The organism is Rothia nasimurium (assembly GCF_928382285.1).
GTDB lineage: Bacteria > Actinomycetota > Actinomycetes > Actinomycetales > Micrococcaceae > Rothia > Rothia nasimurium_E.
In genome coordinates this window covers 74,802-100,537 of the sequence record NZ_CAKMSS010000001.1, presented here as the reverse complement: position 1 = coordinate 100,537, position 25,736 = coordinate 74,802, and the positions used below count along the sequence as shown (strand labels likewise).

Annotated in this window: 22 protein-coding genes; 2 read left to right on the top strand and 20 right to left on the bottom strand. The window is 60.6% G+C overall.

The genetic code is table 11. The annotated features are described in order from the left end of the window. Window positions 1–280 precede the first annotated feature (280 nt). The 19 genes from L6758_RS00425 to dinB all read right to left on the bottom strand — a co-directional run bounded on the left by L6758_RS00425 (window position 281) and on the right by dinB (window position 22,446). Window positions 281–583, bottom strand: coding sequence for a YggT family protein (locus tag L6758_RS00425; protein WP_237205024.1), 303 nt, complete (start codon window positions 581–583; stop codon window positions 281–283). A gap of 6 nt (window positions 584–589) precedes the next feature. Beyond that, on the bottom strand, window positions 590–1,306 hold the full coding sequence (locus tag L6758_RS10965) for a cell division protein SepF (protein WP_272878574.1): 717 nt from the start codon (window positions 1,304–1,306) through the stop codon (window positions 590–592). Between the two features lie 154 nt (window positions 1,307–1,460). Further along, window positions 1,461–2,273: a YggS family pyridoxal phosphate-dependent enzyme gene (locus tag L6758_RS00415; RefSeq protein WP_237205023.1), complete on the bottom strand. Its 813-nt coding sequence runs from the start codon at window positions 2,271–2,273 to the stop codon at window positions 1,461–1,463. Window positions 2,274–2,313: 40 nt separating this feature from the next. Beyond that, window positions 2,314–3,141: a polyphenol oxidase family protein gene (locus L6758_RS00410; protein WP_237205022.1), complete on the bottom strand. Its 828-nt coding sequence runs from the start codon at window positions 3,139–3,141 to the stop codon at window positions 2,314–2,316. Between the two features lie 123 nt (window positions 3,142–3,264). Then, complete coding sequence (ftsZ, locus tag L6758_RS00405) at window positions 3,265–4,473, bottom strand: cell division protein FtsZ (protein ID WP_237205021.1); 1,209 nt, start codon at window positions 4,471–4,473, stop codon at window positions 3,265–3,267. A 195-nt stretch (window positions 4,474–4,668) separates the two neighbouring features. Then, window positions 4,669–5,562 (bottom strand): cell division protein FtsQ/DivIB, encoded by an 894-nt coding sequence (locus L6758_RS00400; RefSeq protein ID WP_237205020.1) that lies wholly within the window; start codon window positions 5,560–5,562, stop codon window positions 4,669–4,671. After that, entirely contained in the window at window positions 5,562–7,052 is a 1,491-nt protein-coding gene (murC, locus tag L6758_RS00395; protein ID WP_237205019.1) for a UDP-N-acetylmuramate--L-alanine ligase, read from the bottom strand. Before murC ends, L6758_RS00400 begins: the two co-directional genes overlap by 1 nt. Beyond that, complete coding sequence (gene murG, locus L6758_RS00390) at window positions 7,049–8,146, bottom strand: undecaprenyldiphospho-muramoylpentapeptide beta-N-acetylglucosaminyltransferase (protein ID WP_237205018.1); 1,098 nt, start codon at window positions 8,144–8,146, stop codon at window positions 7,049–7,051. The genes murC and murG overlap by 4 nt, the downstream gene beginning before the upstream one ends. 99 nt (window positions 8,147–8,245) lie before the next feature. After that, window positions 8,246–10,027 (bottom strand): FtsW/RodA/SpoVE family cell cycle protein, encoded by a 1,782-nt coding sequence (locus tag L6758_RS00385; protein ID WP_237205017.1) that lies wholly within the window; start codon window positions 10,025–10,027, stop codon window positions 8,246–8,248. A 114-nt stretch (window positions 10,028–10,141) separates the two neighbouring features. Next, window positions 10,142–11,677: a UDP-N-acetylmuramoyl-L-alanine--D-glutamate ligase gene (gene murD / locus L6758_RS00380; RefSeq protein WP_237205016.1), complete on the bottom strand. Its 1,536-nt coding sequence runs from the start codon at window positions 11,675–11,677 to the stop codon at window positions 10,142–10,144. Beyond that, window positions 11,677–12,795 carry a phospho-N-acetylmuramoyl-pentapeptide-transferase gene (mraY, locus tag L6758_RS00375; RefSeq protein ID WP_237205015.1) on the bottom strand — a complete coding sequence of 373 codons (1,119 nt, stop codon included), beginning with the start codon at window positions 12,793–12,795 and terminating at the stop codon, window positions 11,677–11,679. The genes murD and mraY overlap by 1 nt, the downstream gene beginning before the upstream one ends. A gap of 21 nt (window positions 12,796–12,816) precedes the next feature. Continuing rightward, complete coding sequence (locus tag L6758_RS00370) at window positions 12,817–14,412, bottom strand: UDP-N-acetylmuramoyl-tripeptide--D-alanyl-D-alanine ligase (RefSeq protein ID WP_237205014.1); 1,596 nt, start codon at window positions 14,410–14,412, stop codon at window positions 12,817–12,819. 15 nt (window positions 14,413–14,427) lie between these two features. Further along, a complete protein-coding gene (locus L6758_RS00365) occupies window positions 14,428–16,122 on the bottom strand; it encodes a Mur ligase family protein (protein WP_237205013.1) in 1,695 nt (564 codons plus the stop codon). A 69-nt stretch (window positions 16,123–16,191) separates the two neighbouring features. Further along, window positions 16,192–18,045 (bottom strand): peptidoglycan D,D-transpeptidase FtsI family protein, encoded by a 1,854-nt coding sequence (locus L6758_RS00360; RefSeq protein WP_237205012.1) that lies wholly within the window; start codon window positions 18,043–18,045, stop codon window positions 16,192–16,194. Between the two features lie 123 nt (window positions 18,046–18,168). Continuing rightward, window positions 18,169–18,852: a hypothetical protein gene (locus L6758_RS00355; RefSeq protein ID WP_237205011.1), complete on the bottom strand. Its 684-nt coding sequence runs from the start codon at window positions 18,850–18,852 to the stop codon at window positions 18,169–18,171. After that, the gene (rsmH, locus tag L6758_RS00350) at window positions 18,849–19,844 is read right to left on the bottom strand and encodes a 16S rRNA (cytosine(1402)-N(4))-methyltransferase RsmH (protein WP_272878319.1); all 996 of its coding nucleotides are present in this window, start codon (window positions 19,842–19,844) and stop codon (window positions 18,849–18,851) included. Before rsmH ends, L6758_RS00355 begins: the two co-directional genes overlap by 4 nt. Before the next feature lie 50 nt (window positions 19,845–19,894). Next, window positions 19,895–20,329: a division/cell wall cluster transcriptional repressor MraZ gene (gene mraZ, locus L6758_RS00345; protein ID WP_135011380.1), complete on the bottom strand. Its 435-nt coding sequence runs from the start codon at window positions 20,327–20,329 to the stop codon at window positions 19,895–19,897. 288 nt (window positions 20,330–20,617) lie between these two features. Next, window positions 20,618–21,019 carry a DUF3040 domain-containing protein gene (locus tag L6758_RS00340; RefSeq protein ID WP_237205010.1) on the bottom strand — a complete coding sequence of 134 codons (402 nt, stop codon included), beginning with the start codon at window positions 21,017–21,019 and terminating at the stop codon, window positions 20,618–20,620. A gap of 146 nt (window positions 21,020–21,165) precedes the next feature. Then, on the bottom strand, window positions 21,166–22,446 hold the full coding sequence (gene dinB / locus L6758_RS00335) for a DNA polymerase IV (protein ID WP_237205009.1): 1,281 nt from the start codon (window positions 22,444–22,446) through the stop codon (window positions 21,166–21,168). 126 nt (window positions 22,447–22,572) lie between these two features. Between dinB and L6758_RS00330 the strand changes: the two genes are divergently transcribed. Then, a complete protein-coding gene (locus tag L6758_RS00330; protein ID WP_237205008.1) occupies window positions 22,573–23,685 on the top strand; it encodes a polyprenyl synthetase family protein in 1,113 nt (370 codons plus the stop codon). 87 nt (window positions 23,686–23,772) lie between these two features. On the opposite strand, the gene L6758_RS00325 is transcribed toward L6758_RS00330, so the two are convergent. Then, window positions 23,773–24,144, bottom strand: a complete 372-nt coding sequence (locus tag L6758_RS00325; RefSeq protein WP_237205007.1) for an Rv2175c family DNA-binding protein — start codon at window positions 24,142–24,144, stop codon at window positions 23,773–23,775. A 107-nt stretch (window positions 24,145–24,251) separates the two neighbouring features. On the opposite strand from L6758_RS00325, the gene L6758_RS00320 reads away from it, so the two are divergent. Further along, complete coding sequence (locus L6758_RS00320) at window positions 24,252–25,715, top strand: serine/threonine protein kinase (RefSeq protein ID WP_237205006.1); 1,464 nt, start codon at window positions 24,252–24,254, stop codon at window positions 25,713–25,715. Window positions 25,716–25,736 lie beyond the last annotated feature (21 nt).

The window sequence follows — 25,736 nt, the reverse complement described above, 5'->3', positions numbered from 1 at the left end:
TCTTTATGCTTTGGCCCGTAGTGTTCCCGGTGCGCAGTATGTGCTGGAGTCAGGCGCATGAAGCTCGAACTTTCAGCGCGCTAAAAGTTCGGGTAGTCCCCTATTTACTACAACATAAAATTACCTGGCAAAGGAGCACTGCGCAACACTCTAGCCCCAGTAATATGTGAGCCACTGGTCACGTCACCATTTGAGGGGACAGTCTCCAGCTAGCTCACCCACTGAGTTGAGAAGCTGCTGCAAGCACTCTCTCCCGCTGTAAGCGTCCGCACCTCCGGCTCTATGTTGAAAGGTTATACGCCAGACTGGTCAGCATAGAATAGGCGAACCAAAGAACCATGAGCAGAATCATGAACCCCAGATCCAGAGAAATACCGCCAAGGTTAATCGGCTTGATCAACCGACGGGCAGCATTCATGGGCGGGTCAGTGACGGCATACACAAACGAAGCAACTACCAGCATGAGGCCCTTGGGCCGCCAGTAGCGGGCAAACATCTGTACCCAGTCGAGCGCCAGGCGAATCATGAACACAACAATCAGCAGGTAGGCCGCGATGGCCAGCAGTGCAAAGAGATAGCCCACTGCGGTTTAGGCCTGGTTGAAGGGGGTGACGTCGTCGCTATCCAGAGCTACCGGAACCTCGGTGCCCTCGGCACCGAGAACCTCAAGGTTAGCGGGGGTCAGCAGGAAGACCTTGTCGGTCACGCGCTCGATGTGGCCGTTCAGGGCAAAAGCTAGGCCGGCAGAGAAGTCGATGAGACGCTTGGCGTCGGTATCGCCCATGTCGGTGACGTTCATAATCACGGGGATATTCTCGCGGAAAGACTCACCAATAATCTTGGCGTCGTTGTAGGAGCGGGGGTGAATAGTGGTGATACGGCGCAATTCTTCGCTGCTTTCTTCGGAGAAGGAGGGGGTAAGGACGGGTGAGGTGGAGCTGGGTGCCTGCTGGCTGGTTACGGGCATATCCCAGGAGTCGCTAGTGCTTTCGGCATACTCCAAAAGCTGGTCGTCCGCTTCGGCTACAGAAACGCTTCCGGAACCTACTTCGGGAGCGGACGGGCGACGGGAAGCATCGGGGGTAATTCCCAGCAGGATATCACGGTCAGCAGTTGATGAGATGTGAGCGCGACCTTCGGCAGGATCTAGCTCAGCGGTGTAGTCATCGTACTGATCATCTGCCTCAAAAACGGTTTCTTCATAGATTGTTTCTGGGCGGCGCTGGGGCCGATCTGTGCGCTGGGCTTCATCTTCAACCTGGCCAAGACCCAGGTAGGCCATTGCCTGGTGTAGCGTGCGAGCCATTTTTCCCTCCCTGTGAATAGCCGTCCCACCGGTTGGAGGCGGCTAATCCTCTGTTCCTATCAACCTTTTACGGTACCAAAAAGTTGCTTATCTTTCTTGCTGACAAGCCCAAGGAAAACATCGATATTCCCGGTGAATCTTGGGGCGTTTGGTCTTAGATTGCCGGGCGAGCCCCCATAATTGAAGACCCGATTCTCACCGAGGTAGCTCCCCAGCGTATGGCCTCAGCCAGGTCGTGGCTCATGCCCGCTGAGATAGTGGTGGCCTCGGGGTAGTGTTCCATCAGCTGCTGGGAGTAGCCGTGCAGTCTCTCAAAGGCGGCTGCGGCGTCCTGCCCCAGCGGGGCAACCGCCATGAGCCCGCCCAGGGTGAGGCCCGGCAGGGAGCTGATGTGGTCGGCGAGGGCTAAAATCTCGGTGGGGTCTACTCCCCCGCGCGCGCCCAGGGCAGCTTGCCCGGCTGTAGCTTCAACGGTGGTATCGAGACCTACCTGGATAAGGCAGCGCAGACCACCGTGTGCCAGTGCTGCCGGGGCGTCCGCCTCACCATTCTCGTAGCGGGCCAGACGATTGGTGTAGGCCTTAGAAAGGGCATCAGCTAGCTGGGGGCGGTCTACAGACTGCACCTCCTGTGCGTACTGCACCACAGATTTAGCCTTGTTAGTCTGCAGCTGGCCAATGAAGGACCAGCGTAACGGGTCTTCACCGCCTGTATAGGTAGCCAGCTCCCGGGCCTTAGCAGCAGCCTCCTGGTCGCGGTTTTCGCCTACGGCACGCATACCTGCGTCATAGAGGGCCGCTGCGTCTGAGGCAGGAAAAAACTTGGTGACTACCACCAGCTCGGGCAGGGCGGACGCCTTTGTTCGAGCACCACTTAGATCTTCAGCAGCATCGCGAATACGGGCCTGCACCTGAGAGAGGCCTTCGCTGAGTTCTACGCGACGTTCGGGAGTGTAGGTCAGAGTCATAATGCCTTCCTGAGGGGCTTTTGGGGTAAATAGGGAGGGGTCACAGAGCGGAGGCTGTATCTTCTGGAGCACCGTTCGCCACCCAGACCAGGCCAGCAATGCGGCCAGCTGGCTCCTGCTTCTGAGTGTGGCCGCGGTGGGAGAAAAGACGCTCCTCTTCAAAGGTACAGGCTGCAAGATTGCTATGTACCTGTGTTACCTGAGGCAAGGATTCAAGGACGGCGCGGGCTCCGGCCGGAAGATCCAGACCGGGCGTTCCCCAGGAAGTAGTGGCGTAGACCTGTGGGATGAGCTGGGCCGACTCCTGCCGCATGCTCTCAGGAACCTCGTAGCAACGTCCACAGATGGAGGGCCCGATCCAGGCCTGAATGTTCTCGGCACCGTTCTGTGCCATGGCCTCAACCTGACGTTGAATTACACCGTCGAGCAGGCCCCGCCGTCCAGCATGAGCCACACCCAGCACTGGTTGGCCCGTCAGGGCGTGCTCCCCCACAAAGACCAGGGGGATACAGTCGGCAACCATGATAGCCAGAGGTCTACCGTTACATGAGATAGCTGCATCGGCAACCGGTGCGCTATCACGAATGCCCTCAGGGGTTAGCTCCGAGGTAGCCGGTAGGCTATTCGGCTCTGGCGCATCCGCATTGAAGACATCGGTACCGTGCACCTGGTTGAGGTAGGTAAACCCACAGGTAGCGCCCGTCCCGAGCAGGGTCTTCTCAAGCGACTGACGGTGGGTTAGGGTCTGTTCAAGGTCATCGCCTACATGCAAGCCCAGGTTTCCTGCTGCAACAGAGGTGAATGCCACCTTGACCCGGTCACCGTGCGACAGGGTGATGAGCTCGTGGGAGAACAGGAGGTCTGCCATAGGGCCTGGTCTACCTTTCGTAGAGAGAGGGGAAACGAAGAGGGGGTGAAAGCTAGAACTAGCTTTCACCCCCTCTCAGTGCTCAGACGGGCCATGCCCGTCTAGGGTGTGGGTCTGAAGTTCTTACTTCAGGAAGTCGGGCACATCGAGGGTGTCGCGACGTACTGACTGGGATTCCTCAACAACCGGGGGAAGGTCTACATCAAAACCTGCGTTGGTGGGAACGTCGTTACCGCCCTTGCTCCAGTTGTTGCCTGCGGCAGGTGCTGCGCCGAAACCTGAAGTAGCAGCCGGAGCTGCTGAAGCGCCACCGAAGTTCTGCTGGGTACGAGCAGCCTGGTTAGCGGCGGGGTTGGTGTTGTTGGAGTTGGTTTCGGGGTTGACCGAGTCAAAGCCTGCGGCAATAACGGTCACGCGGGCTTCGTCACCCAGAGCGTCGTCGATGACGGCACCGAAGATAATGTTGGCGTCGGGGTGGGCAACTTCCTGCACCAGGCGAGCAGCTTCGTTGATTTCGAAGAGGCCCAGGTCTGAACCACCCTGGATGGAGAGCAGAACGCCATGAGCACCGTCGATGGATGCTTCCAACAGGGGTGAGGCGATAGCCAGTTCGGCTGCCTTGACGGCACGGTCTTCACCGGAGGCTGAGCCGATACCCATGAGAGCTGAACCTGCACCCTGCATGACGGACTTGACGTCTGCGAAGTCGAGGTTGATCAGGCCGGGGGTGGTGATCAGGTCGGTGATGCCCTGGACACCGGAAAGCAGAACCTGGTCTGCTGACTTGAAGGCGTCGAGCATGGAGACGTTGCGGTCTGAGATGGAGAGCAGTCGGTCGTTGGGAATAACGATCAGGGTGTCGACCTCGTCGCGCAGTGCGGCGATGCCGGTCTCTGCCTGGTTGGAGCGGCGACGACCTTCGAAGGTGAAGGGACGGGTAACAACACCGATGGTCAGTGCGCCCAGAGAACGAGCGATGCGGGCAACGACGGGAGCACCACCGGTACCGGTGCCACCACCCTCACCTGCGGTCACGAAGACCATGTCGGCACCCTTAAGTACCTCTTCGATTTCCTGTTCGTGGTCTTCTGCTGCCTGGCGTCCAACGTCGGGGTTAGCGCCTGCGCCCAGGCCGCGGGTCAGTTCGCGACCTACGTCGAGCTTGACGTCTGCATCAGACATGAGCAGAGCCTGGGCGTCGGTGTTGATCGCAATGAATTCAACGCCACGCAGACCAACCTCAATCATGCGGTTGACAGCGTTGACGCCACCGCCGCCGATACCGACGACCTTAATGACTGCCAGGTAGTTCTGGGGAGTTGCTGTATCCATGGATTCCCTACTAATTTGTGCCTTGTTTCAAACCAACTCAACCTTAGAGTGAAAGTTGAGGTTGGAGTAAACCTATTGTTTCAATCAATGAAAGAGTATCAACTTCACCTTGCAATGTCGCCCTCGTTTCACCCATGACCTTATTTTTCTCAGAAAATATCAAGGTCAAGAAGGAACTTCAGGTAGAAGTTGAAACTATTTTACGGTGGGGACGAGGGGGCTTGAGACATCGTAGGTTTCTACGGCCTGCTGGCTGCCCACCGAGTCCATAAGCTGGACTAGAACCTTAGCTTTAAGGTCGCTGTCTTCCGGGGTTCCCCAGACTACCTGCGTCCCGTCCACCATTTCTAGGGTAATGGTTGATGCAGAGTCAGCCTTAGCCTCAGATACCTGAAACAAAATCGAGGTCGGCAGGGCCGCCAGCACACCGGTTACGGTACTAAAAGCAGCCGATCCCAGAATATCCAGGCCTCCGGCAACCAGCGGAACGCCGGCGTCCTCAACCGACGCTGCGGTGCCCAGTTGCACTCCCTCGTTATCAACCAGCACGAAGCTGTCCTCGTTCTCCACCACGGCCACGGGGACCCGCTCATGCAACTGCACCACCAGCTCGTGGGGCGGATTCGCCTGCAGGGTCACCCCGTAGAGCACGTTCTCGTTGCCGATCAGAGAAGCAACCTCAGACTCGCTAATGCGGGTCATGGGCACCCCCTGGAGCTGGCTCAGCTGCTGCTGTACGGTAGCCTCATCCAGCAAAGAAGCGCCTTCTACCGTAATCGTCCGGGTAGCCAGCAGGGGCGAGAAGAAAACAACCCCCACAAAAATCAGGGTAGCGAGCACCAGGGCGCCTACCCCGTAGGCCCATTTCTTCCAGCTACCGGCTGCCCGGCGCTTGGGGCGCAGCTGCACGGGAGCAGAAGGCAGACTCTGAGGCTCGCTCTGGCCGCTCTGACGCTCCTCTTCCTGGGCCTGGCGCCACTGGGCGAAACGACTGTTTTCAGAGATATCCACCAGGTTATCGCCAGCCTCTGGTAGCTGGCTCACCTTAGCGGAATTCAGGCGAATACGGGGCTTCTTTTCATCGGCCACTAGAGTGCAGCACCTTCACGGGCAGAAAGCTTCTCTACCAGCACCCGCCCCAGGGCGGTCACGTCACCGGCACCAACCGTCATGATGATATCGCCGGGCAGGGCGGCGGCTACAACAGCGTCAATCGCCTGGTCGGTACTCTCAGCGTAGTGCACCTCGGAGAAACCGGCCTCGGTGATGAGATGGCTGGTTACGCCCTCCATGGGCTTCTCGCGGGCGGGGTAGATATCGAGTACATAGCTGCGGTCAGCCTGAGACAGCGACTCAGCGAACTTGGTAGCGAACTCCTTGGTGCGGGAGAAGAGGTGGGGCTGGAAAATCACGTAGAGGTTATGCCCGGCAGCGACCGTACGGCCGGTTTCCAGGGCACGGTGCACCTCGGTGGGGTGATGGGCGTAGTCATCAAAGACCTTAACCCCGGCAGCTTCACCGCGCAGGGTAAAGCGGCGGTCAGTACCCGAGAAGTGGGCCAGCGCCTTCACAGCCTCTTCGGGGCTGGCACCTGCTAGCAGGGCACAGACAAAGGAAGCCGTAGCGTTGAGCTGGTTATGAATGCCGGGCACCGGCAGGGTCAGGGTAATCTGCCCCGCGAACTGCTGGCCACCTACGGTGAAGTCCCACACCAGGTTTGAAGAGCAGTCGGTTCCTTCAGAGGTGATACCGGTCAGGCGAACCATGGCGCCCTCCCCCTCACCGTAGGTGACAACCTGCACACCGGCGTCCGCGGCCTGAGCAGCGAGGGCGGCTGCGCCGGCGTCGTCAGAGCAGGTCACGAAGACACCGCCGGGCGCCATAGAGGCGATAAAGCGGTTGAAGGCCTCGAAGACCCGCTCGTTGGTGCCGTAGAAGTCCAGGTGGTCGGGCTCAGCGTTGGTAATAACCGCAATCTCGGGGCGGTAGCGCACAAAAGAGCCGTCGGATTCATCGGCTTCAGCCACGAACCAGGACTCCGGCCCGGACGCCCCCAGGTGGGCGTTGGTGTTATAGCCGGCGATGGTAGAGCCGACCGCAAAAGAGGGGTCCAGCCCCAGGCCGTCTAGCATCACCGAAATCATGGATGAGGTGGTGGTCTTGCCGTGGGTACCGGCAACCGCGATCACCTTGGAGTCGCGCATGGTCGCCGCCAGAGCTTCAGAGCGGTGCATCACGCGCAGGCCGCGGGCCCGGGCAGCAGCGAGTTCGGGGTTATCTTCGCGAATCGCGGTTGAAATCACCACGGTATCGATGCCCTCGATATTCTCGGCAGCCTGGGGCACCGATACCCGGGCACCCAGCTCTCGCAGGCTATCAACAGCGGCGCTTTCAGCCTGGTCAGACCCGCTCACGGTCATGCCAGCGCGCAGCATGAGCCGGGCGATAGCCGACATACCGGCCCCACCAATACCCACAAAATGCACCCGGCCCAGGTCGGCCAGGGCCGGACGCTCGGGGAAGGGAGGGTTGAGAGGAGCGGGAAGGTCAATTGAAAGATCCATTAGTGAGGTGCTCATACGCGGGCCGCCTTCAGTACTTCGTCTGCCATAACCTGCGCAGCATCGCGGATGCCGTGCCGGTAGGACTTTTCTGCCATGTCGGTAAGTTTATCGGTGTCTGCTAGCAGGGCCGGTACATTCTGACGGAACCAGCTAGCGGTGAAATCTGAGTCGTCCACCAGCAGGGCTGCCCCGGCCGCCACCAGAGAGCGGGCGTTGAGAGCCTGCTCGCCGTTACCGATGGGTAGGGGAACAAAGATAGCCGGTAGGCCCACGGCAGCGACCTCGCTGACGGTTGCCGCACCAGAGCGCACAATCATGAGGTCAGCAGCGGCGTAGACATCTTCCATGGAGGTAATGAACTCAACCTGCTGGTAGCCGGGGGCTGTGCGGAGCTGGCCGGACTCGTCCTTAACCGCCTTGTCACGACCGGTGATGTGCAGCAGCTGGTAGCCTGCCGGGCCAATCTCGTCGATGATTTCGGCAACTGCCCGGTTGAGGCTCAAGGCTCCCAGGGACCCGCCGGTGACCACCAGGGTGGGCAGGGCCGGGTCAAGACCCAGGCGCTCCCGGGCAGCACCCTGTTCAGAAGCGCGGTCGAGGTCGGCGATGTTCTGGCGCATTGGCATACCCACGGTGCGAGCACCGGCGATGGGGGTATCGGGGAAGGCGGTAGCTACCAGGGCAGCCTTCTTCGCGCCCACCTTGTTGGCGAGGCCGGGCTTGGCGTTGGCCTCGTGAATCACTACGGGCACACCGAGCTTGCGGGCTGCCAGGTACATGGGGGTGCACACGTAACCGCCCACGCCCACCAGGACGCCCGCCCCGGTATCGGTCAGAATCTTCTCGGCCTGCTTGAGCGAGGCCCGGAACCGGCCAGGGAACTTGATGGCGTCCAGGTTGGGTCGGCGGGGGAAGGGCACTTTAGGGATAAAGCTGATGTCGTAGCCCGCTGCCGGTACGAGCCGGGCCTCCATGCTGTTTTCGGTGCCGACGGTCATGATGGTGACGTCAGGCTCGCGCTCCTGGAGGGCTCGGGCGATAGCCAGCATGGGGTTGATATGCCCGGCTGTGCCGCCGCCTGCCAGCACGACGGTGGGTGCGTGGGTCATCAGGTTTCACTCCCTTAGTGTTCTGTTTCGACCCTTAGTTTACGCGGATTGGGCCACAGGCACACCTTGAGGCCCCTGGTCGTGAGCCACCTTACCCCCTTAGTGCTCCTCGGGGAGCTTGCGGGCCTTGCGGATGGTGCGCAGGCCAGCGGGCAGTTTTTGCTCCTTGGGGGTGGGGGCTTGTGGCTCGGTGGTCTGCGGCTTGGCTGCAGTGCTGGGCGCAGCCGGGCGGGCAGGGTGCTGGGGCTGAGCCGCAGTGGTGCGGGTGTGAGCCTGCTGCACGCTGGCAGAGGGGCGGGCGCCGCTGGCCGAGCTAGAGCGTCGGGCCATAGCGGCCTCGGCACTGGCTTCAGCTGACAGGGGGCTTGACCGGCGGACGGTCTGGGCGGACGGACGCGCCGTAGCTGCCGAGGGCCTCACGGTGCGCGCACTCCCCTGGGCGCGTTGAGGAGCGGACGCCGCCGGGCGGGCCGGGGTGCGCCCGTCGACGAGGGCGCCCAGGCGGGTGGTGAGCTTATCGAGAGTCCAGCCTGTGCCGTCGGGGTCTGCGGCGATGACGGCCTGCTCCCGCTCAGCGATACGGGCCAGAGCAAGGCGGCGGGCGGCGTCCTTTTGCATCTTGCTGTTGGCGATGCCGGTACGCTCCCCCACAATCGGGTTGAGGGGGGTCTGTCGGGCAAAGGCGATGAGGATACCGATGCCGGTCAGTGACGAGACCAGGGCGGAACCACCGGCAGAAATAAAGGGCAGGGGCACACCGATGACGGGCATAAGCCCTACCACCATAGCGATGTTGAGCAGGGCCTGGCCGGCGATCCAGGTGATGATGCCAATGGTGGCGTAGCGAATAAAGAGGTCAGAGGAGCGCAGTAGGATACGCATAGCGCAGTAGATCAGGGCTGCGTAGAGTAGTAGCACGGCAATAGCACCGATCAGGCCCAGTTCTTCACCGACCACCGCGAAAATATAGTCGTTGTGGGCCTCGGGAAGGTAGTTGTACTTCTGCCGGGACTGCCCCAGGCCCACTCCCCAGAAGCCGCCGGTAGCGAGCGCTGCCAGGCCAGAGTTGGCCTGGTCGCAGGTGGCCTCAACGCAGTCGCGCCAGAAGGCAAAGGTGTTGAAGAGACGCTCGATGCGGTTGGGGCTGATGGCTACCATCATGATGGCGGCCAAGGTGCCCAGGCCCGCGCTAATCATCACTAGCCCGCGGGAGGGGCGGGCTGCCAGGAAGATTGCGCTGAAGAAGAGGGCGTAGATGAGTACGGTACCCACGTCGTGGCCTGCCAGGATCAGGGTGACAATCAGGCCAAAGCCTAAGAAGGCAGGAACGAGCCCCTTGTAGGCAGTCTGGGCCAGGGTCCCGCGGTCGATGCGCCCCTGACGGGAGTAGACCGAGGCCAGCCAGAGAATCATGATGGGCTTGGCGAACTCTGAAGGCTGGATCGAGAAACCTGCGATGTTGATCCAGTTACGGTTACCGTTGACGGTGGTACCCACAAAAATTACGGCGATGAGCAGCAGGGCTGCGATTCCCAGCAGAGAGTGCACTGCCCAGGGCCGTCGGTACCAGGTGACCGGCACCAGATAACCCACGAGCACCATTGAAACGAGACCCAGTACCGCGAACATACCCTGGGAGCGGGCCTGGCTGAAGGCACCTGCGCCCGATGAAATCTGCTCCACGCTTGAGGCAGAGAGCACCATCATCACACCAAAGAGGGTGAGCACGGTGGCGGTCACTACCAGCACAATCGGTACGTCGGTCAACACCATAGACCCCAAACGTACCTGGGCGTTCTCCCAGGTGCTCCGGGACCTCTCCCACACACGCCGGATCAAGCCAGGACGCTGCTGTGACCGGGGTTCTGCTGCCAGGCTCATAGTCTTTTCGCTTCTCTTCTCTCGGGTGAGGACGCCCCACCGTAGGTGCGGTTAAAGGTGAGGGAGGGTGGGAACCAGTAGCTACTGATTGCCCGCCCTCCGCACCGATAGGTTCTAGGAATTGATCTGGTTGACCAGGTCGGCTACCGCGTCGATGAAGGCGTTGCCGCGCTCTGCGTACGAGGTGAACTGGTCCATTGAAGCTGCAGCCGGGGCCATGAGCACGGTGTCATTCTGTTCCGAAATCTCGTGGGCCTTGGCAACCGCCAGTTTCATGACGGCCCGTCCGTCGCTGACATCGGCCAGCAGGGAGCTCTCACTGATCTTGTAGACCGGCACGTCAGGGGCCTGCTCAGCCAGGGCTGATACCAGGGCTGCGGTGTCGGTACCGATCATGACCACTGCCTTCAAGCGATCCTTGTGCTCAGCGACCAGCTCGTCGTAGGTCACGCCCTTCGAGAGGCCACCGGCCACCCAGATCACGGGGTTGAAGGAGGCCAACGAAGCATTCGCTGCATGGGGGTTGGTGGCCTTAGAGTCGTTGACCCAGAGAACCCCGTGGGTATTGGCCACCAGCTGGATGCGGTGGGCACCGGGTTCGTAGTTCTGCAGGCCTGCCTTGACCTGTTCAGGTTCAATACCGGCTGCCCGAGTCAGGGCAGCGGCAACCAGGGCATTCTCCACGGTGTGCTTGGTCGGCAGCTGACCGGTATCTGCTACCTCAGCCACTTCCAGGGCCTGGTTGCGGCGGTCGTCAAGGAAGGCCCGGTCAACGAGCAGGCCGTCAATCACACCCAGCATCGAAAGACCGGGAGTATCGGCCCAAAAACCGATGGCGCGGGCGCCCTCGACGACGTCTGCCTCTTCGACCATCTGCACGATTTCAGGGTAGTTAGCGTTGAAGATGCAGGCTACCTGAGTGTTCTCGTAGATGCGGGCTTTATCGGCCAGGTAGTTCTCGTAGCCGGCGTGCCAGTCCACGTGATCTTCTGCCACGTTGAGCACAACAGAGGCCAGGGGCGACATGGAGTAGGTCCAGTGCAGCTGGAAGCTGGAGAGCTCCACGGCAAAGAAGTCGTAGTCCACGGGGTCGCGCAGGGCATCGAGGATGGGGGTGCCGACGTTGCCCACCGCAATGGCCTTGTAGCCTGCGGTCTGCAGGATAGATTCGGTCATACCCACGGTGGTGGTCTTGCCGTTGGTACCGGTAATAGCCAGCCAGGGGGCGACCTTGCGTCCTTCGCGCTGACGCAGACGCCAGGCCAGCTCTACATCGCCCCAAATCTGAATCTTCTGGGATACTGCATCGGCCAGAATACCGATGGTGGGAGCAAGGCCGGGTGAGGTGACCACAAGGTCAGCGGGCTGCCCCTCGACCAGGGGCAGGGCGTCCATGGCTCCGGTGCCCAGCACCGAACCGGCTGCACCCACAATCTTGAGGGTATCTGCCTTACCGCGGGTGACCTCGTTATCGTTACCGTCCACCACAACTACGCGGGCGCCCAGTTCAATGAGAGTGTCAGCGGCTGAGAAGCCAGAGATACCCAGGCCGGCAACGACCACGCGCAGGCCAGCCCAGTCAGATTCCCAGCTGGTCAGCGCTTCCAGGCGCTCGTAACCATAGACGGGATTTGCGTTACTTGCCTTCATTAGAAGACACCTCCGTTGCTCAGAAGCCAGTCGCCGTAGAAGATACCCAGGGCCACTGCCACGAACAGGCCAGCCAGAATCCAGAAGCGGATGACAACGTTGACTTCGGTCCAGCCTTTGAGCTCAAAGTGGTGCTGCAGGGGAGCCATACGGAAGATGCGCTTACCGCCGCTCATCTTAAAGTAGCCCACCTGCAGGATGACGGAGATAGCGATCATGACGAAGAGGCCTGCGATAATCGGCAGAAGCATCTGGGTGCGGGTGATGATAGCGAAAGCAGCTAGCGCACCGCCCAGGCCCAGGGAACCGGTATCGCCCATGAAGATGGTGGCCGGTGAGGTGTTCCACCAGAGGAAGCCAATCAGGGCGCCAATGAGGGAAGCAGCCAGCATCGCCATCTGCCCCGAATCGGGCACCTCGTAGCAGACGTTATCCAGGGAGCCGGGGGCGCACAGGTGCTGCTGCTGCCACATAGAAATCAGTAGGTAGCCGCTGAAAACCATAATGGCTGCACCGGTTGCCAGACCGTCCAGCCCATCGGTCAGGTTCACGGCGTTAGTGGTGGCCGTAGCAATCAGGTTGGCCCAGATGATGAAGAGGATAATACCCACCACAGGCCCGGCAAAGGCCAAATCCAGCCAGGAGATATCGCGGGTGAAGGAAAGGTTGAAGGAGGCAGGTGACCAGCCCCGCTCGTCCTTAATCAGGAGGGCACCAACTGCAAAGAGGGTACCGATGAGCCCCTGGAGCACAATCTTGCCCTTGGGAGTCAGGCCCTCACTCTGCTTCTTCCAAATCTTCTGGAAGTCATCGATAAAGCCAACGCCAGCCATACCCAGCATGAGGAACATTGCCAGCAGTACCGAGGCCGACGGGGCCAGGGTGGTGCCAGTGAGCAGGGCTGAGAGACCCAGTGCCAGGAAGAATCCGAGGACGGTTGCTGCCATCATCATGACGCCGCCCATGGTGGGGGTGCCCCGCTTGGTCTGGTGTGAGGTGGGGCCGTCTTCGCGAATGAACTGGCCGAACTGCTGCTTCACCAACCATTTGGTGTAGAGCGGGGTTCCGGTGATCGAGATGATCAAGCCGAAAGCGGCAGCCAACAGGATGGAAATCATGCGGTGTCTGTGCCTTCCCGGTTATGAGTTATCTGTGGTCTTGGCGGCAGCATCTGGCTGGGCGCCACTGTCTGAGTTTAGTGCCTGGACGAAGTCACCGGCGCTTAACCAGGGCTGTGATTGCCCACTATCGCCTTCGTCTCGGGTGAGTTTGCCCTCATAGTCAGCAACTTTTTGACCGAGAAGGCCCAGGCCAGCCCCGTTTGAGGACTTGAAGAGGACGATATCACCCGGCTCTAGGGCACCGCGCAGGAGTTCGAAGGCTTCCTCGGTGGTGGCAACCCAGGTTGCCTCATTACCCCAGGAGCCTTCCAGGTGGGCGGTGTTGTAGATGGGCTTGGCGATGTCGCCTACAGCGATGAGCTTAGAAATGTTGAGACGTACTGCCAGCTGGCCGATGCGGTCGTGTTCGGTCAGGGTCTGGTCGCCGAGTTCCAGCATGGCACCGAGTACGGCCCAGGTGCGATTGGTGGAGGGCAGACGGCCCAGCTGGGCAAGGGTTTGCAGGGCAGCGGTCATAGACTCGGGATTAGCGTTGTAGGCATCGTTAATGACGGTCACTCCGTCGGCCCGGTCGGTACGCTGCATACGCCATTTGGAGGCTGCCCCAGCGGTGTTGAGCTGCTGGGCGATGCGAACCGGGTCGATTCCGACCTGATAGGCAACGGTAGCTGCCGCCAACAGGTTGTAAACGTGGTGTTCGCCGATGAGCTGGGAGCTAATCTCATAGGCCTGCCCATCGGGGAAGGTCAGTGTAAAGGCAGGCTTGCCTTCATCGGTGGTGGTGAGATTGGACGCCGTCATGCGGTTTTCTGCCACACCGGGGTTAGCGGTGTGGGTTAGTTCCGCTTCGCGCCCCTCAACGCCGAAGTAGGTGACGGGGGTGGACGCCCGGTTCAGCATGCGCCTCACCCGGTAGTCGTCGATGTTCAGGCCCAGGCCCAGGCGGACGCCCTCGGCCATCTCGCCCTTGGTCGCTTCGATGTTATCGACACCACCGAACTCACCGGCGTGGGCGGTGCCCACCTTGAGCACAACCCCGTAGTCCGGGGAAATCATGTCGGTCAGGTACTTGATGTTACCTACCCGGTCAGCGCCCATCTCAATGACCAGATACTTGGTGTCTTCTTCGGCCCGGAAGACGGTCAGCGGTACGCCGACTTCACCGTTGAAGGAGCCGATGGGGGCTACGGTCTTGCCCTCTGCACCGAAGATAGCTGCCAGCAGGTCCTTGGTGGTGGTCTTACCCGCAGAACCGGTAATGCCCACGACCGTCACGTCGCCGCGCTCACGCAGGCGGGCCACGATGTAGGCGGCCAGACGGCCCATAGCCAGCACAACGTCGTCTACCAGAATTGAGGGGTAGGGCTTACCCGAGGCGTCCTGAACCTCACGTTCAACAAGAGCTAGAGAGGCCCCCTGCTCAAAGGCGGCAGGCAGGAAGTGATGGCCGTCCGTCACCTCGCCAGGCTTGGCGATAAAAAGGCAGCCGGAGCCGACCTCGCGGGAATCTGTCGTGGCAGAAGTACAGGTCAGAGCAGGAGCAGCGGCAGGGGCTACCCCCAGGAGGGTGCCCGCTACAGCTTCTTCAATCTCAAGCGCTGAAAGTTCAATCATAGGTTTACCTTTAGGTTACTTCTGGTGGTTCTGGTAGGCCGGGAGCACGCTGAAACCAGCAGCTTGCAGGGCGCGGGCGGTCTCTACCCGGTCGTCAAGGTCGATATCGGTACCGGCAACGTCCTGGGCTACCTCGTGGCCGCGTCCAGCGACCAGAATCGAGTCCTTGGGGCCGGCCAGGGCGATAGCTTCGTCAATGGCAGTGGCACGGGGCTCGATGTTAAGCACCCGGTGGGCGCGGGCACCGGCTTCAAGAGCCGCAAGAGCACCGGCCTCAACAGCCTCTCGGATGGGGGCGGGGTCTTCGCCGTGGGGGTCGTCGTCGGTGACCACCACGATATCGGCGTAGGTGGCCGCTATTTCGCCCATGAGGGGGCGTTTGGTCTGGTCTCGTTCACCGGTTGCACCGAAAACGATAATGACCTTGCCGTCCGCATCTGCCGGCTCGATTGCTTCAAGGGCACGCTTGAGGGCATCGGGGTTGTGGGCAAAGTCCACCAAGGCAGTGGGTTCGGTGGAAATCAGCTGCATGCGGCCGGGGACAACGGGAGTCAGGGTCTCGGTACGGGCTAGCACTTCGGTAATACGGTCGCGCTCTAGCCCGTCGCGGGCGCTCTCAAAGACCATTACGGCAGCTAAGGCAGCGTTCGAGACGTTGAAATCGGCAGGGAGTAAGGTGGCGCTGGGCAGTTCAAAACCGTCACCACGGCGCAGGGTAAAGGAGTGGCCGATACCGGAGCGCTCTACCTGCACCAGAGCCCAGTCTTGGGCAGCAAGGGAGGTGAGAGCGTCCGTCCCCGACTCGTAGCCGGCACCGAAGTTGGTAAAGAGGCGGACCACAGCACGGGCCCCCAGGGCCTGAACCGCACGCTCTGCCATAGCAAGGCCCCAGCGGTCGTCGGCGGTAATGACGGCGCGGCGGGTGCGGGCCGGGGTGAAGAGCTCGGCCTTGGAGTCAAAATAGCTCTCCATGGTGCCGTGCAGGTCCAGGTGGTCCTGGGTGAGGTTGGTAAAGCCCGCAATGTCGTAGCGGATACCATCGACGCGGCGGTAATCCAGGGCATGGGATGACACCTCCATCGCTGCGCTGGTAATACCCTGCTCACGCATCAGAGCGATAAGGGAGTGCACGTGGGGGGACTCGGGAGTGGTGAGCTTAGAGGGAATAGCCTGGCCACCGGCAAGAATCTCGATGGTACCTATCAGGCCGGTCGTGTGGCCCAGGGCCTGCATGATCGAGTTGGTCATGTAGGTGGTGGTGGTCTTGCCGTTGGTGCCGGTCACCGCAAAGAGGCGGGGCGCTCCCCCGCTACTGGGCTGAGAAGCATAGATACGGGCAGAGAGCGGGCCGACAGCAGCTCGCACCTGGTCGGTGGTGACTACGCCCAGGCCCTCAGGAAGGCCTAGCTCACGCACAATCTCAAGGCCCGCTGCGTCGGTCAGCAGGGCGGACGCCCCCAACTCGATTGCAGCAGGAAGAAAGGACGCACCGTGGGCCTTGGCTCCACCCAGGGCAACGTACAGATCGCCGGGCTGCACTTCACGGGAGTCCATAGTGATACCCGTGATAGGGCGGACGGACGCCTGCACTAGCTGCGCTCCTAACCCCACCTCGGTCAGCCAGTCGGCGACCTCAGCGCCGGTGCGCTCGGTAACCTGACGGGGGCGCAACGTCTGGGCGCTGCCATCAAGTGCTCGGTTTTGTGTCACGGGCTTTCCCTCCAATGGGCGGTCTATATTAAGGTGCGCGTTTCGGCGCGGGTGCTAGTAGGGTCTACTTTAGCCGTTTTCGTCGTGGCCCTCAGCGAACTTAGGGGTCTCTTGCGGCTCAGTGGTGGAACGCGGCACATTGTAGATGTGCAGGGTTTTCTCCATAATCTCCGCGAACTGGGCCGTAGCGTTGGCCAGGCCAACAGCCGATGCCGTGGTCTGCGGACGGTGCATGGTTACCGAGACCAGGAAGCGGGGGTTCTCGGTGGGAGCGACCCCCACAAATGAGGTAGCCCAACCGTCATAGGTACTAGAACCCTCACCCACGTTTTCTGCGGTACCGGTCTTACCGGCAACCCGGTAACCGTTAATCTGGGCACCTTTCGCACCACGACCCTGGTACACGACAGCTTCCATGACCTGGAGGGTCTTCCGGGCGGTTTCTTCACTCACCATGCGGGTACCTTCAGCGACCTCGCGGACTTCCTCGGTGCCGTCCGTATCAATCACAGCATCAATAATTCGGGGCTTGAGCATAACCCCCTTATTGGCCATAGCCTGGAAAATCATTGAGGTCTGCAGGGCCGACTGGGCAACGCCCTGGCCAAAGAGAACCGTGTACTGCTGGCGGATATCCCAGTCCCGCCAGTCACTGACCAGGCCCTGGGATTCGCCGGTTAGCTCAATACCGGTGAACTCCCCCATGCCAAACTTCTTAAGCCAGTTGTATCGCTGCTCCTTGGTGAGCTTGCTACCCATCATGACGGTACCGGTGTTCATCGAGTCAGCAATAATACCGGCAACAGTGCGCTTCTGGGCGGGGTGCACGAAAGGATCAGTAATGGTCTGCTGGTCAATTTCGAGCTCAGCAGGCACATCGTAAACGGTCTCAGGTTCAGCGATACCCTCTTCAAAGACGGCAGCAATGGTCAAAATCTTCTCGGGAGAGCCAGGCTCAAAAACCTGGGTGATAGCGCGGGGGTTCATATCGGCTAGCTCAAAGCGCTCAGCGCCGGGGTCCATCGTCGAAGAATCCGCTAGGGCCAGGATAGAGCCGTCGCGCACGTCCATCACAATAGCCGTTCCCCACTCGGCTTTCAGCTCCTCAGTGCGGGCCTTGACCACCTGCTGGGCAAAGTACTGTACATCCTGGTTAATGGTCAGGCGCACACTCTTGCCGTCCTGGGCGGGGGTGTTTTGTTCATCCCCGATAGGGATGCGGATGCCGTCGGCTGAAATTTCGTAGATGCGTTCGCCATCAATACCGGCCAGGTACTCCCCCATGGTGCGTTCAATACCCACCGAGTTATTCACCTGGCGGGTCTCGCCGCTGGTACCGTCCACGGCTTCTTCAATAATGCTAAAGCGGCCCACCACCGAGCCACCTACCTGGCCATTGGGGTACTTACGATCAGACAGAATCTCACCGTAAATATAGGGAGCGCCCAGGGCATCTACCTTGTTATAGATCGCAGGAGTAACGTTCTCCTTCACAATCTTGTATTTGAGGTCGCCATCGAGCGCCGCCTTCACATCGGCGTCACTCATTTCAAGAATATCGGCCAGCTCATACACTAGCTCGGTGGGAGTCACTTCGACCGGGTCACGGCTTTCCTCGGTGTAGCGCTTAAAGTTAGCCACGGCAGACTGATCAACGGTGATATTGTAGCGCTGCACGCTACGCGCTAGCACGTTGCCGTTAATATCGAGAATCTCTCCACGCAGGGCCGGAATGGTCTGCTTACGGGTACGCTGGGCTTTCGCAGCATCGGCTAGACCGTTCGAATCAAGACCCTGCAACCAGGCAAGGCGCAGGCCCACGACGCCCAGGCCACCGATACCCAGGGTACCCGCGATAAAGCCACGCCTCCCTACGGTGCGTTTGATGCCCTGGACGGGTTCGTTCTGCTCAGTGCCGCTCATCGTCCCCTATTTCTCTTCTGCTGTGATTCACTCTTACCTCCGGTTGCCTAGCCCGAGGTTACCTGCTGGCTCAGAACGCGAACAGGTGCCCACCACTGAGGCAGGCACCGTATCACGCGCTTGCTATTGACCGCCTGCGCTCGCCGCAGTGGACGGCTGGGCTGAGGTCTGGGCCGCGGGTGAGGCGCTGGCAGGAGCTGAGGCCTGGGCACTTGCTGAAGCGGCCGCGCTGGCTGATGCTTCTGCTGAGGCCTTGGCTTCGGCTTCTTCCTTCTTGCGCTGTTCCTCGGCCCGGGCGCTGGCTTCTTCATAAGCCTGTGTATCAGCCAGGGCCGGGGGCGCAATCAGGTTCTTGCTTGCTGCTTCACCTTCGACGGCGGCTAAGGGGGTGCCGGTAATTTCACCGGTTTGCAGGTCAAGGGTGGCCTGACTAGAGGCAGCTACCAGCCCTAGCTGGCTTGCGCGGATAGCCAGGTCCTGGGGGGCCTGGTGGAATTCGATTTCCTGGGCCAGGGCCTCATTCTGCTGGATGAGGGCCTGCTCTTGAGCTCGTAGCTCAACCAGATCGTACTGGCGGGAGGCCATGACGATGCTCAGCACCAGCACTGTAAGCAGGGCAACGAGCATGGCGCCCAGGGCCACGAAGACACGCCAGCGGTTGGAGGTAGCGCGCAGGGCCCGGGAGCGTGAGAGAGGACGGCGGGCGGGGGCTGCTTCTTGGGGTTCATCGCGCACCACAGACAGGCGGGGCTTGTTCAGCTGCCCGCCCTCGTCGGTTGAGGTGGGGAAACGGGGTTCCGCGCTCATCGTGTTGCCTTTGGTGTCTTGATTTTTTCTGCTGCCCTCAGTTTTGCGGACGCCGCCCGCGAGTTCTCTTCAATCTCCTGCTCGGTGGGTGGTTCAGCACCGCGGGTGATGATTTTGAGTTCGGGTTTATGTTCTTCGAGTTCGACAGGAAAACCCTTGGGGGCACTGGAGGTTGCCCGAGCGGTGAATGCTCGTTTAACGATTTTGTCTTCGAGGCTGTGGTAGCTCATGGCCACGCAGCGTCCGCCCATGTTGAGAGCGTCGATTGCTGCAGGGATGGCGCGTTCCAGCGCATCGAGTTCGTGGTTGACCTCGATGCGTAGGGCCTGGAAGGTACGCTTGGCGGGGTGCCCACCCTTGCGCTGGGCGGCTACGGGAACAGCCTGCTGAATTACTTTGACCAGCTGACCGGTAGTTTCAAAAGGACGCTCGGCGCGAGCCGCTACGATACGGGAAGCAATGCGGGCGGCAAATTTCTCTTCGCCCCACTGGCGGATAATGCGGCGTAGCTCAGCCTCATCATAGGTGTTCACCACGATAGCGGCTGTGAGTTCTTCGGTGTTATCCATGCGCATATCGAGCGGGGCATCGTAGGAATAGGCGAAGCCGCGCTCACGCTCATCGAGCTGCATAGATGAGACACCCAGGTCAAAGAGCACACCGTCAACCTGGGTTACACCGGCTTCTGCCATAGCGCGAGGAATTTCGTCGTAAACAGCGTGTACGGGAATGAAGCGGTCGCCGAAGCGGGCCAGGCGCTCGCCTGCGAGCTTGTGAGCCATGAGGTCTCGGTCAATGCCGATGAGGGTGAGGTCTTCGAAGCGCTCGAGCATGGCTTCAGAGTGACCACCCATACCCAGGGTCCCGTCAATCACGACGGCGCCGGGGCGGGAAATTGCGGGCGCGAGGAGGTCGAGGCAGCGGTCAAGCATGACCGGCACGTGCCTGTCTTTGGCGTCCTTGCCGGGTGAGAGGTTCTCTACCTGAGTCAAGGGGTGCTCCTCGCGTTGGTGGTTTTGTGGTCCGCTGTCAGTTGGGTGGGTTAGAGCATGAGCCCTGGCAGGATCTCATCGTCGGTGCCTGAGAAGGCTTCTTCCTGTTCTTTCAGGTAGGCCTCCCAGGCTTCGGTGCTCCATATTTCTGCCCGTGAGCCTGCGCCGATGACCGTGAGGTCTTTTTCCAGCCCGGCGTAGTCTCTGAGGTTTTGAGGTATGGTGATTCGCCCCTGCTTATCGGGTACCTCATCAGAGGCCCCCGATAGAAAAACTCGAATGTAGTCTCGCGCCTGCTTCGACGACAGCGGAGCCGTGCGCAACTGTTCGTGAATACGCTCGAACTCGGTCATGGTGAAGACGTAGAGGCAGCGTTCCTGCCCGCGGGTGAGCACCAGACCTGCTTCCAGCTGCTCACGAAATTTCGCGGGAAGAATCAGGCGCCCCTTGGCGTCCAGACGCGGGGTGTGAGTTCCAAGAAACACGGCACCACCGCCTCTACCTGTCGCCTGTGCTCCCCCTAGCAAGCGGGGAAACTACATCAGTGTTGTTCTATCCCCTCCACTTTACTCCACTACGCCCCACCGAATGTACCAAATACGGAATTTTTACCGGGTTTTTGAGTGTTTTCACATGGAATGAGATGGTTACAAAATTTTCTGCTTCATGAAGCGCCCATCGGGCAGCCAATCCGCACCTCCCATATATAACTTTGAAGGCATACAAAAACCGCCCGGTGCAGGCCGGGCGGTTAAACGTTAATCTATGGAGGGCTAGAAGCGAGAGCCGCCTTGGCGCTCATCCCACTTGTTTTCGAGGTTCTGCATAAAGCGAGAATTTCCCTTGTTTTTTGAAGGGGTCGGGCGGGCAGATGCCCCACCGGCAGCTTTAGTGCCTTTTCCCTTGGGCGCAGTCGTAGCGAAATACACGCCAGCAGCTGCTACGACAAAACCCAGTACGCCCAACAGGATGAGCTTAGTAGAGACTCCAGCGATGATGATGCCCAGACCCACCACAGCAACGAGGGCGCCAATCACCAGGTTGCGGGGTGATGACGAGACAGCCGGAGCCACAAGGGGCTGGGAGCCGGTCATGGTTGACGCAAAGGCGGGGTCTTCGTTGAGCTGCTTTTCGAGCTGGGCAAGAAGTTCCTGTTCCCGTTCTGAAAGCGCCATGGTGTCTCCTTAGCTTGTGCGGTGAGCCTAAACGCGCAGGTGGGGCGAGCAGCACCGGACGCGAGCGCGCGTTAGGTTGTCTACTCATCTTACCGGTAGCTTTTGGGTGCAGCCTAGATACACCCTGAAAATGACCTCGAATTTACCTATCGTTTTCGCCCCTCGGAGGTGATGAGGCTTGCAGGGAGAAGACCGTGGGTACCGAAGCGGGCATTGATGGTGTCCATGGCATTTTCGGCTCCTTCCCATTCTTCGGCAAGGGTATCTTGGGTCGGCAAGGTCGTGCCGCCTGTAGCACCGGGTGAAGCTGGGGCGAAGAGTTGCATCTGCACGCCGGTTTCCCGCCCTTCAAGTTTTTCTGCGCGGACACCCAGCAGCCGTATCGGCCGGTGTGATGAGCCATCGGGCTGCAATACTTCTAACTGTTTGAGGTGGGCAATAACGGCGTCAAACATGATACGGCCCGATACGGTTGCAAGGGGCAGGGGGCAGGAGCGGGTAAGGGTTTCGAAATCTGAGTAGCGAATTTTGAGGCTGAGGGTGCGGGTTTGGCGCCCGGCAGCTCGCAGTCTTCGAGCAACGGCGAGACACAGGCTGTAGATTTCTGCGGTAATAGCCTCGGCGCTCGTTTGGTCGGTGGTAAAGGTGTGCTCGGCACCGATTGATTTTTCGATGCGCTCTGGGGTGACCTCACGGCGGTCAATACCGCGGGCAAGTTCATAGAGGTGCAGACCTGCCGCCTGGCCGCAGCGCCCCTGAAGCCAGGGCAGGTCGTATTCTCGTAACTGGGCGACGGTATGGATTCCAAGTCCTTCGAGGAAGGCGGCGCTTTTAGCCCCGACGCCCCAGAGCTTACCGACCGGTAGGGGGTCCAGGAATTCTTGAACCCGCTGAGGTGGGACCACCCAGAGACCGTTGGGCTTAGAACCGGCGGACGCCATCTTGGCAACGAATTTACTCGATGAAATCCCTACGGAGCTCGGCAGACCCAGCTCGGTTTTAATGCGGTCGCGGGCCTGTTGCGCGATATCGACGGGGCTCCCTTGGGCTCGGACGGCACCGGTGAGGTCAAGGAAGGCTTCATCAACGCTAACCTGCTCTAGGCGGTCGGTAATCGTACCTAAGATAGCCATCACCTGGGCGGAGTAACTGCGGTAGTGGGCGGACGGCTCCAGCAGCAGGGCAGCGGGGCAGAGCTGGCGGGCGCGGGCCAACGGCATGGCTGAGCGTACTCCGTAGCGGCGGGCTTCATACGAGGCGGAGAGGACGACCGAGCGCGGCGAGTTGCGGGCAACGATGAGCGGACGCCCGCGCAGCTGGGGCTGTGCAAGAAGTTCAACATTGACGAAGAAGGCATCCATATCAAGGTGCATGATGATGCGGGCAGGTGCATCCGCACGCACACCCTGAGTAGCCTGCTGGTCCATCTGCCCCACCCCCATCAATCGAAACTATGTTCTAATCCATCCTAGATGAGCAGGGCAGTTTTGACTAGGTGCAGGCCCCTATCTACTAGACTGGTGTGCAGAGCTATCCCCAGACCCAAGGACGTCATGACCCCCCAGCCAGCCCCCGCTACCGGCCCCGACGAGTCCGCAGCCTACCTTGAGGCTCTCGAAGCCGAAATGGGCCGCTTTTTTGATACCCAGCAAGAACTTATGGCGACCGTCTCGGTTGAGACCCTGCCCCTGTTGGAGTCCGTCCGCGCCCTTTCCACCGGCGGTAAACGTCTTCGAGCGCTCTTGACCTACTGGGGCTACCGCGGAGCTGGTGGAGCTGGAGTGACCGAGTCCATCGTTCGGGCGGGTGTGGCGATTGAGCTCTTCCAGACCGCTGCCCTGATCCACGATGACATTATCGATGCCTCCGATACCCGACGGGGTGCCCCCAGCGTGCACCGCCGGTTTGAGGCCATGCACCGGGAGCTGGGCTATAAGACCAGCCCCTCCGCCTTCGGGGTCTCAAGCGCAATCTTGGCCGGCGACCTGTGCCTGTCCTGGTCAGAAATGGTATTCTCGTCCATTCCTGAACTCACCGCCGCCAGCGAGGCCCGCTTTATCTTTGACCTGATGCGCACCGAAGTGATGGCCGGCCAGTACCTCGACATTGTGGGCGAAGTCGTGCCCGAAGAAGAGCCAGAAGTTGCCCTTGAGCGGGCCAAGAACGTGATTCGCTACAAGGCCGCTAAATACTCCTGCGAACACCCCATTGCCCTGGGCGGGGCCCTGGGTCTTAACCTGAAACACGGGGAGACCTCCGAACTGGTTGCCGGCTACCGGGCCTTTGCCCTGCCCCTGGGCGAGGGCTTCCAGCTGCGCGATGACGTACTGGGGGTCTTCGGCGAGCCCGAAACCACCGGCAAGCCCGCTGGCGATGACCTGCGCGAGGGCAAGCGCACCGTCCTCACGGCCTTTACGGCCATGAAGAGTAACGCCGACCAGCGGGCCTTCCTCGAAGGCTCCCTGGGTTCCCCTACCCTGGGGGCAGAGACCATCGAAGAGCTTCAGCGCCTCATGAGAGACTCCGGTGCCCTCCAGGCCGTTGAAGAGATGATTCAGGCCAAGGGGGACGAGGCCCTAGCTGCCCTTGAAGCCCTCGATCTCGAAGCGTCCGTACAGCAGGCCCTACGGGCCATTGCGGCCAAGGCTCTGCACCGCTCCTTCTAGGGCAGCGCCAGTATTTATCAGGTAATAGAACAGCAGGCTCACACCGGAGTGTGAGCCTGCTGTTCTCTATCTAAATCTTTAAAAGCCTTACCAGGCCAGGGCCGAGGCGCGGCGGCGGATTTCGGTCTTGCGACCGTCAATCAGGGCGTCGATAGGACGGCCGGGCAGGGTGTCGTCAGCAGTGTAGAGCCAAACGATAGCTTCTTCTGCAGTGAAACCGGCATCGGCCAGCACGCTCAGGGTGCCTTTGAGGGGTTCAAGCACGCGGTCTTCGCGCATGAAGAGGGCGGGGACCTTGCGGATGCCGGTTTCGGGGTCGCGCACGGCCAAAAGGGTTCCGTCAGCCAGCAGGTTGTGGACGCGGGTGACCTTGAGGTCAAGGGCTTCTGCGATATCGGGGATGGTCAGCCAATCGCCAACCAGAGCAATTACTTCAGGTGTAGTTTTTTCATCAGTCACCTATCCATTGTGCCCCAGAAACCGGGGAATCGGTAGGTAGCATCGGTAGGGGCACAGCGAGTTTCGTTTTCGGTCTCTTCCCAGGGGCCGCCCGTACAATAGTGAGGATGACTGATGACTTCTCTGCTATTCCCTGGCTGACCGGGGTTATTTTCAAGGGCCATTTTGAGGTGGGCCACCTGATTGCGCGCGGTGGTATGGCCGAGGTGTACCATGCGGTTGATCTGTGGTCAGATAACCCGGTGGCGCTCAAGGTGCTACTCCCCCACCTCTCTACCGACCCAGCTCAGCAACAGAAGTTTTTCCGAGAGGGCTCGGCGCTCAAGAAGATTCAGCATGAGAACGTTGTAGGTGTCATCGACGAGGGCACCGAGGTAGTTCACGGTCAGCAGGTCATGTTCTTGGTCTTAGAGTACGTGCACGGGTGTACCCTGGCGCAGCTGACGCAGCTACGACCGGTGCTCTCGGTGGGCGAGATGCTCGATATCATGATTCCTGCGGTTGAGGGCCTATCAGAGGTGCATGCCCACCATCTGATTCACCGCGATATCAAGCCCGCCAATATTCTCTTAGAGGCCGATACAGGGGGCGTTAAGCTCTCCGACTTTGGCCTAACGCGAAGGGCCGATCAAAGCGCCACCGGCCAACTCATGGGCACCCCCTCCTTCGTAGCTCCCGAAATCCTCGACGTTGCCTCACCAGTGGGCCCACCTGCCGATATTTTTGCCCTGGGCGTGATGATGTATCGCCTGCTCACCGGCCGTATGCCGTTTGCCGGGGCCGATAACGACCAGCAGGTGCTCTACCACAACATGAACACCGATATTCCCTCCCTCGCTCACCTGGCCGAGGGTATCTCTTCCGATATCGCGGGTGTGGTGAGCTGGTGCACCCGACGCAGCCCCCGCGACCGCCCCCAAGACGCCACCGAGCTCTACCGGGCCCTGCGCGATATTGAGGCCCGCGCCAGCGAGCAGGAGAAGGACTACCGGCTAGGTCAGGCGGATCAGCCAGCAACAACGCTATGGGAAGATGTCGCCGATATCGCTGAGCAGTCGGGGCGGGTGCGCCACGAGCAGACCGCTATCACCGGTTTTGGAGCCGCCGATGACCTACTCGATGCAGGTTCTTCTGGCCCGCTCAGCGATCACGAGCAGGCAGTGCGTTCAGCCGCGGACGCCCCCGTTGAGATCTACGCCCCCACCGACTTCCCCGGGGTTGGGCCCAAGACCGAAACCCAGGCCGTCCTCGATGCCCAGCTGTCTGAGCACAACGCCGCCCAAGACCCGGCGGTAGTAGAACAGCCATCAATTTCTGCAGAGTATAACCGGCAGCGGGCTACCGCCCACCGCAGTGTACGCGCGGACGCAGCACCGGCGTCCGCGCCGAAACCAGCGCCGGTGCGCCCCGCCAACCCTGCCCAGTGGACCGAAGCCCAGCGCCGGACCCCGGCTGAGAGGTGGCGCCCGCCCCTCTCCCCGGTTTCTTTGGTCCTGATTCTTGCCCTGGTTCTGTTGGGCTTTGTCGCAGCAGGTCTTGTGGGCTGGTGGCTGGCAAGCCTTATTCTCTAGCGCAGGCGGCCCTCACGCCAG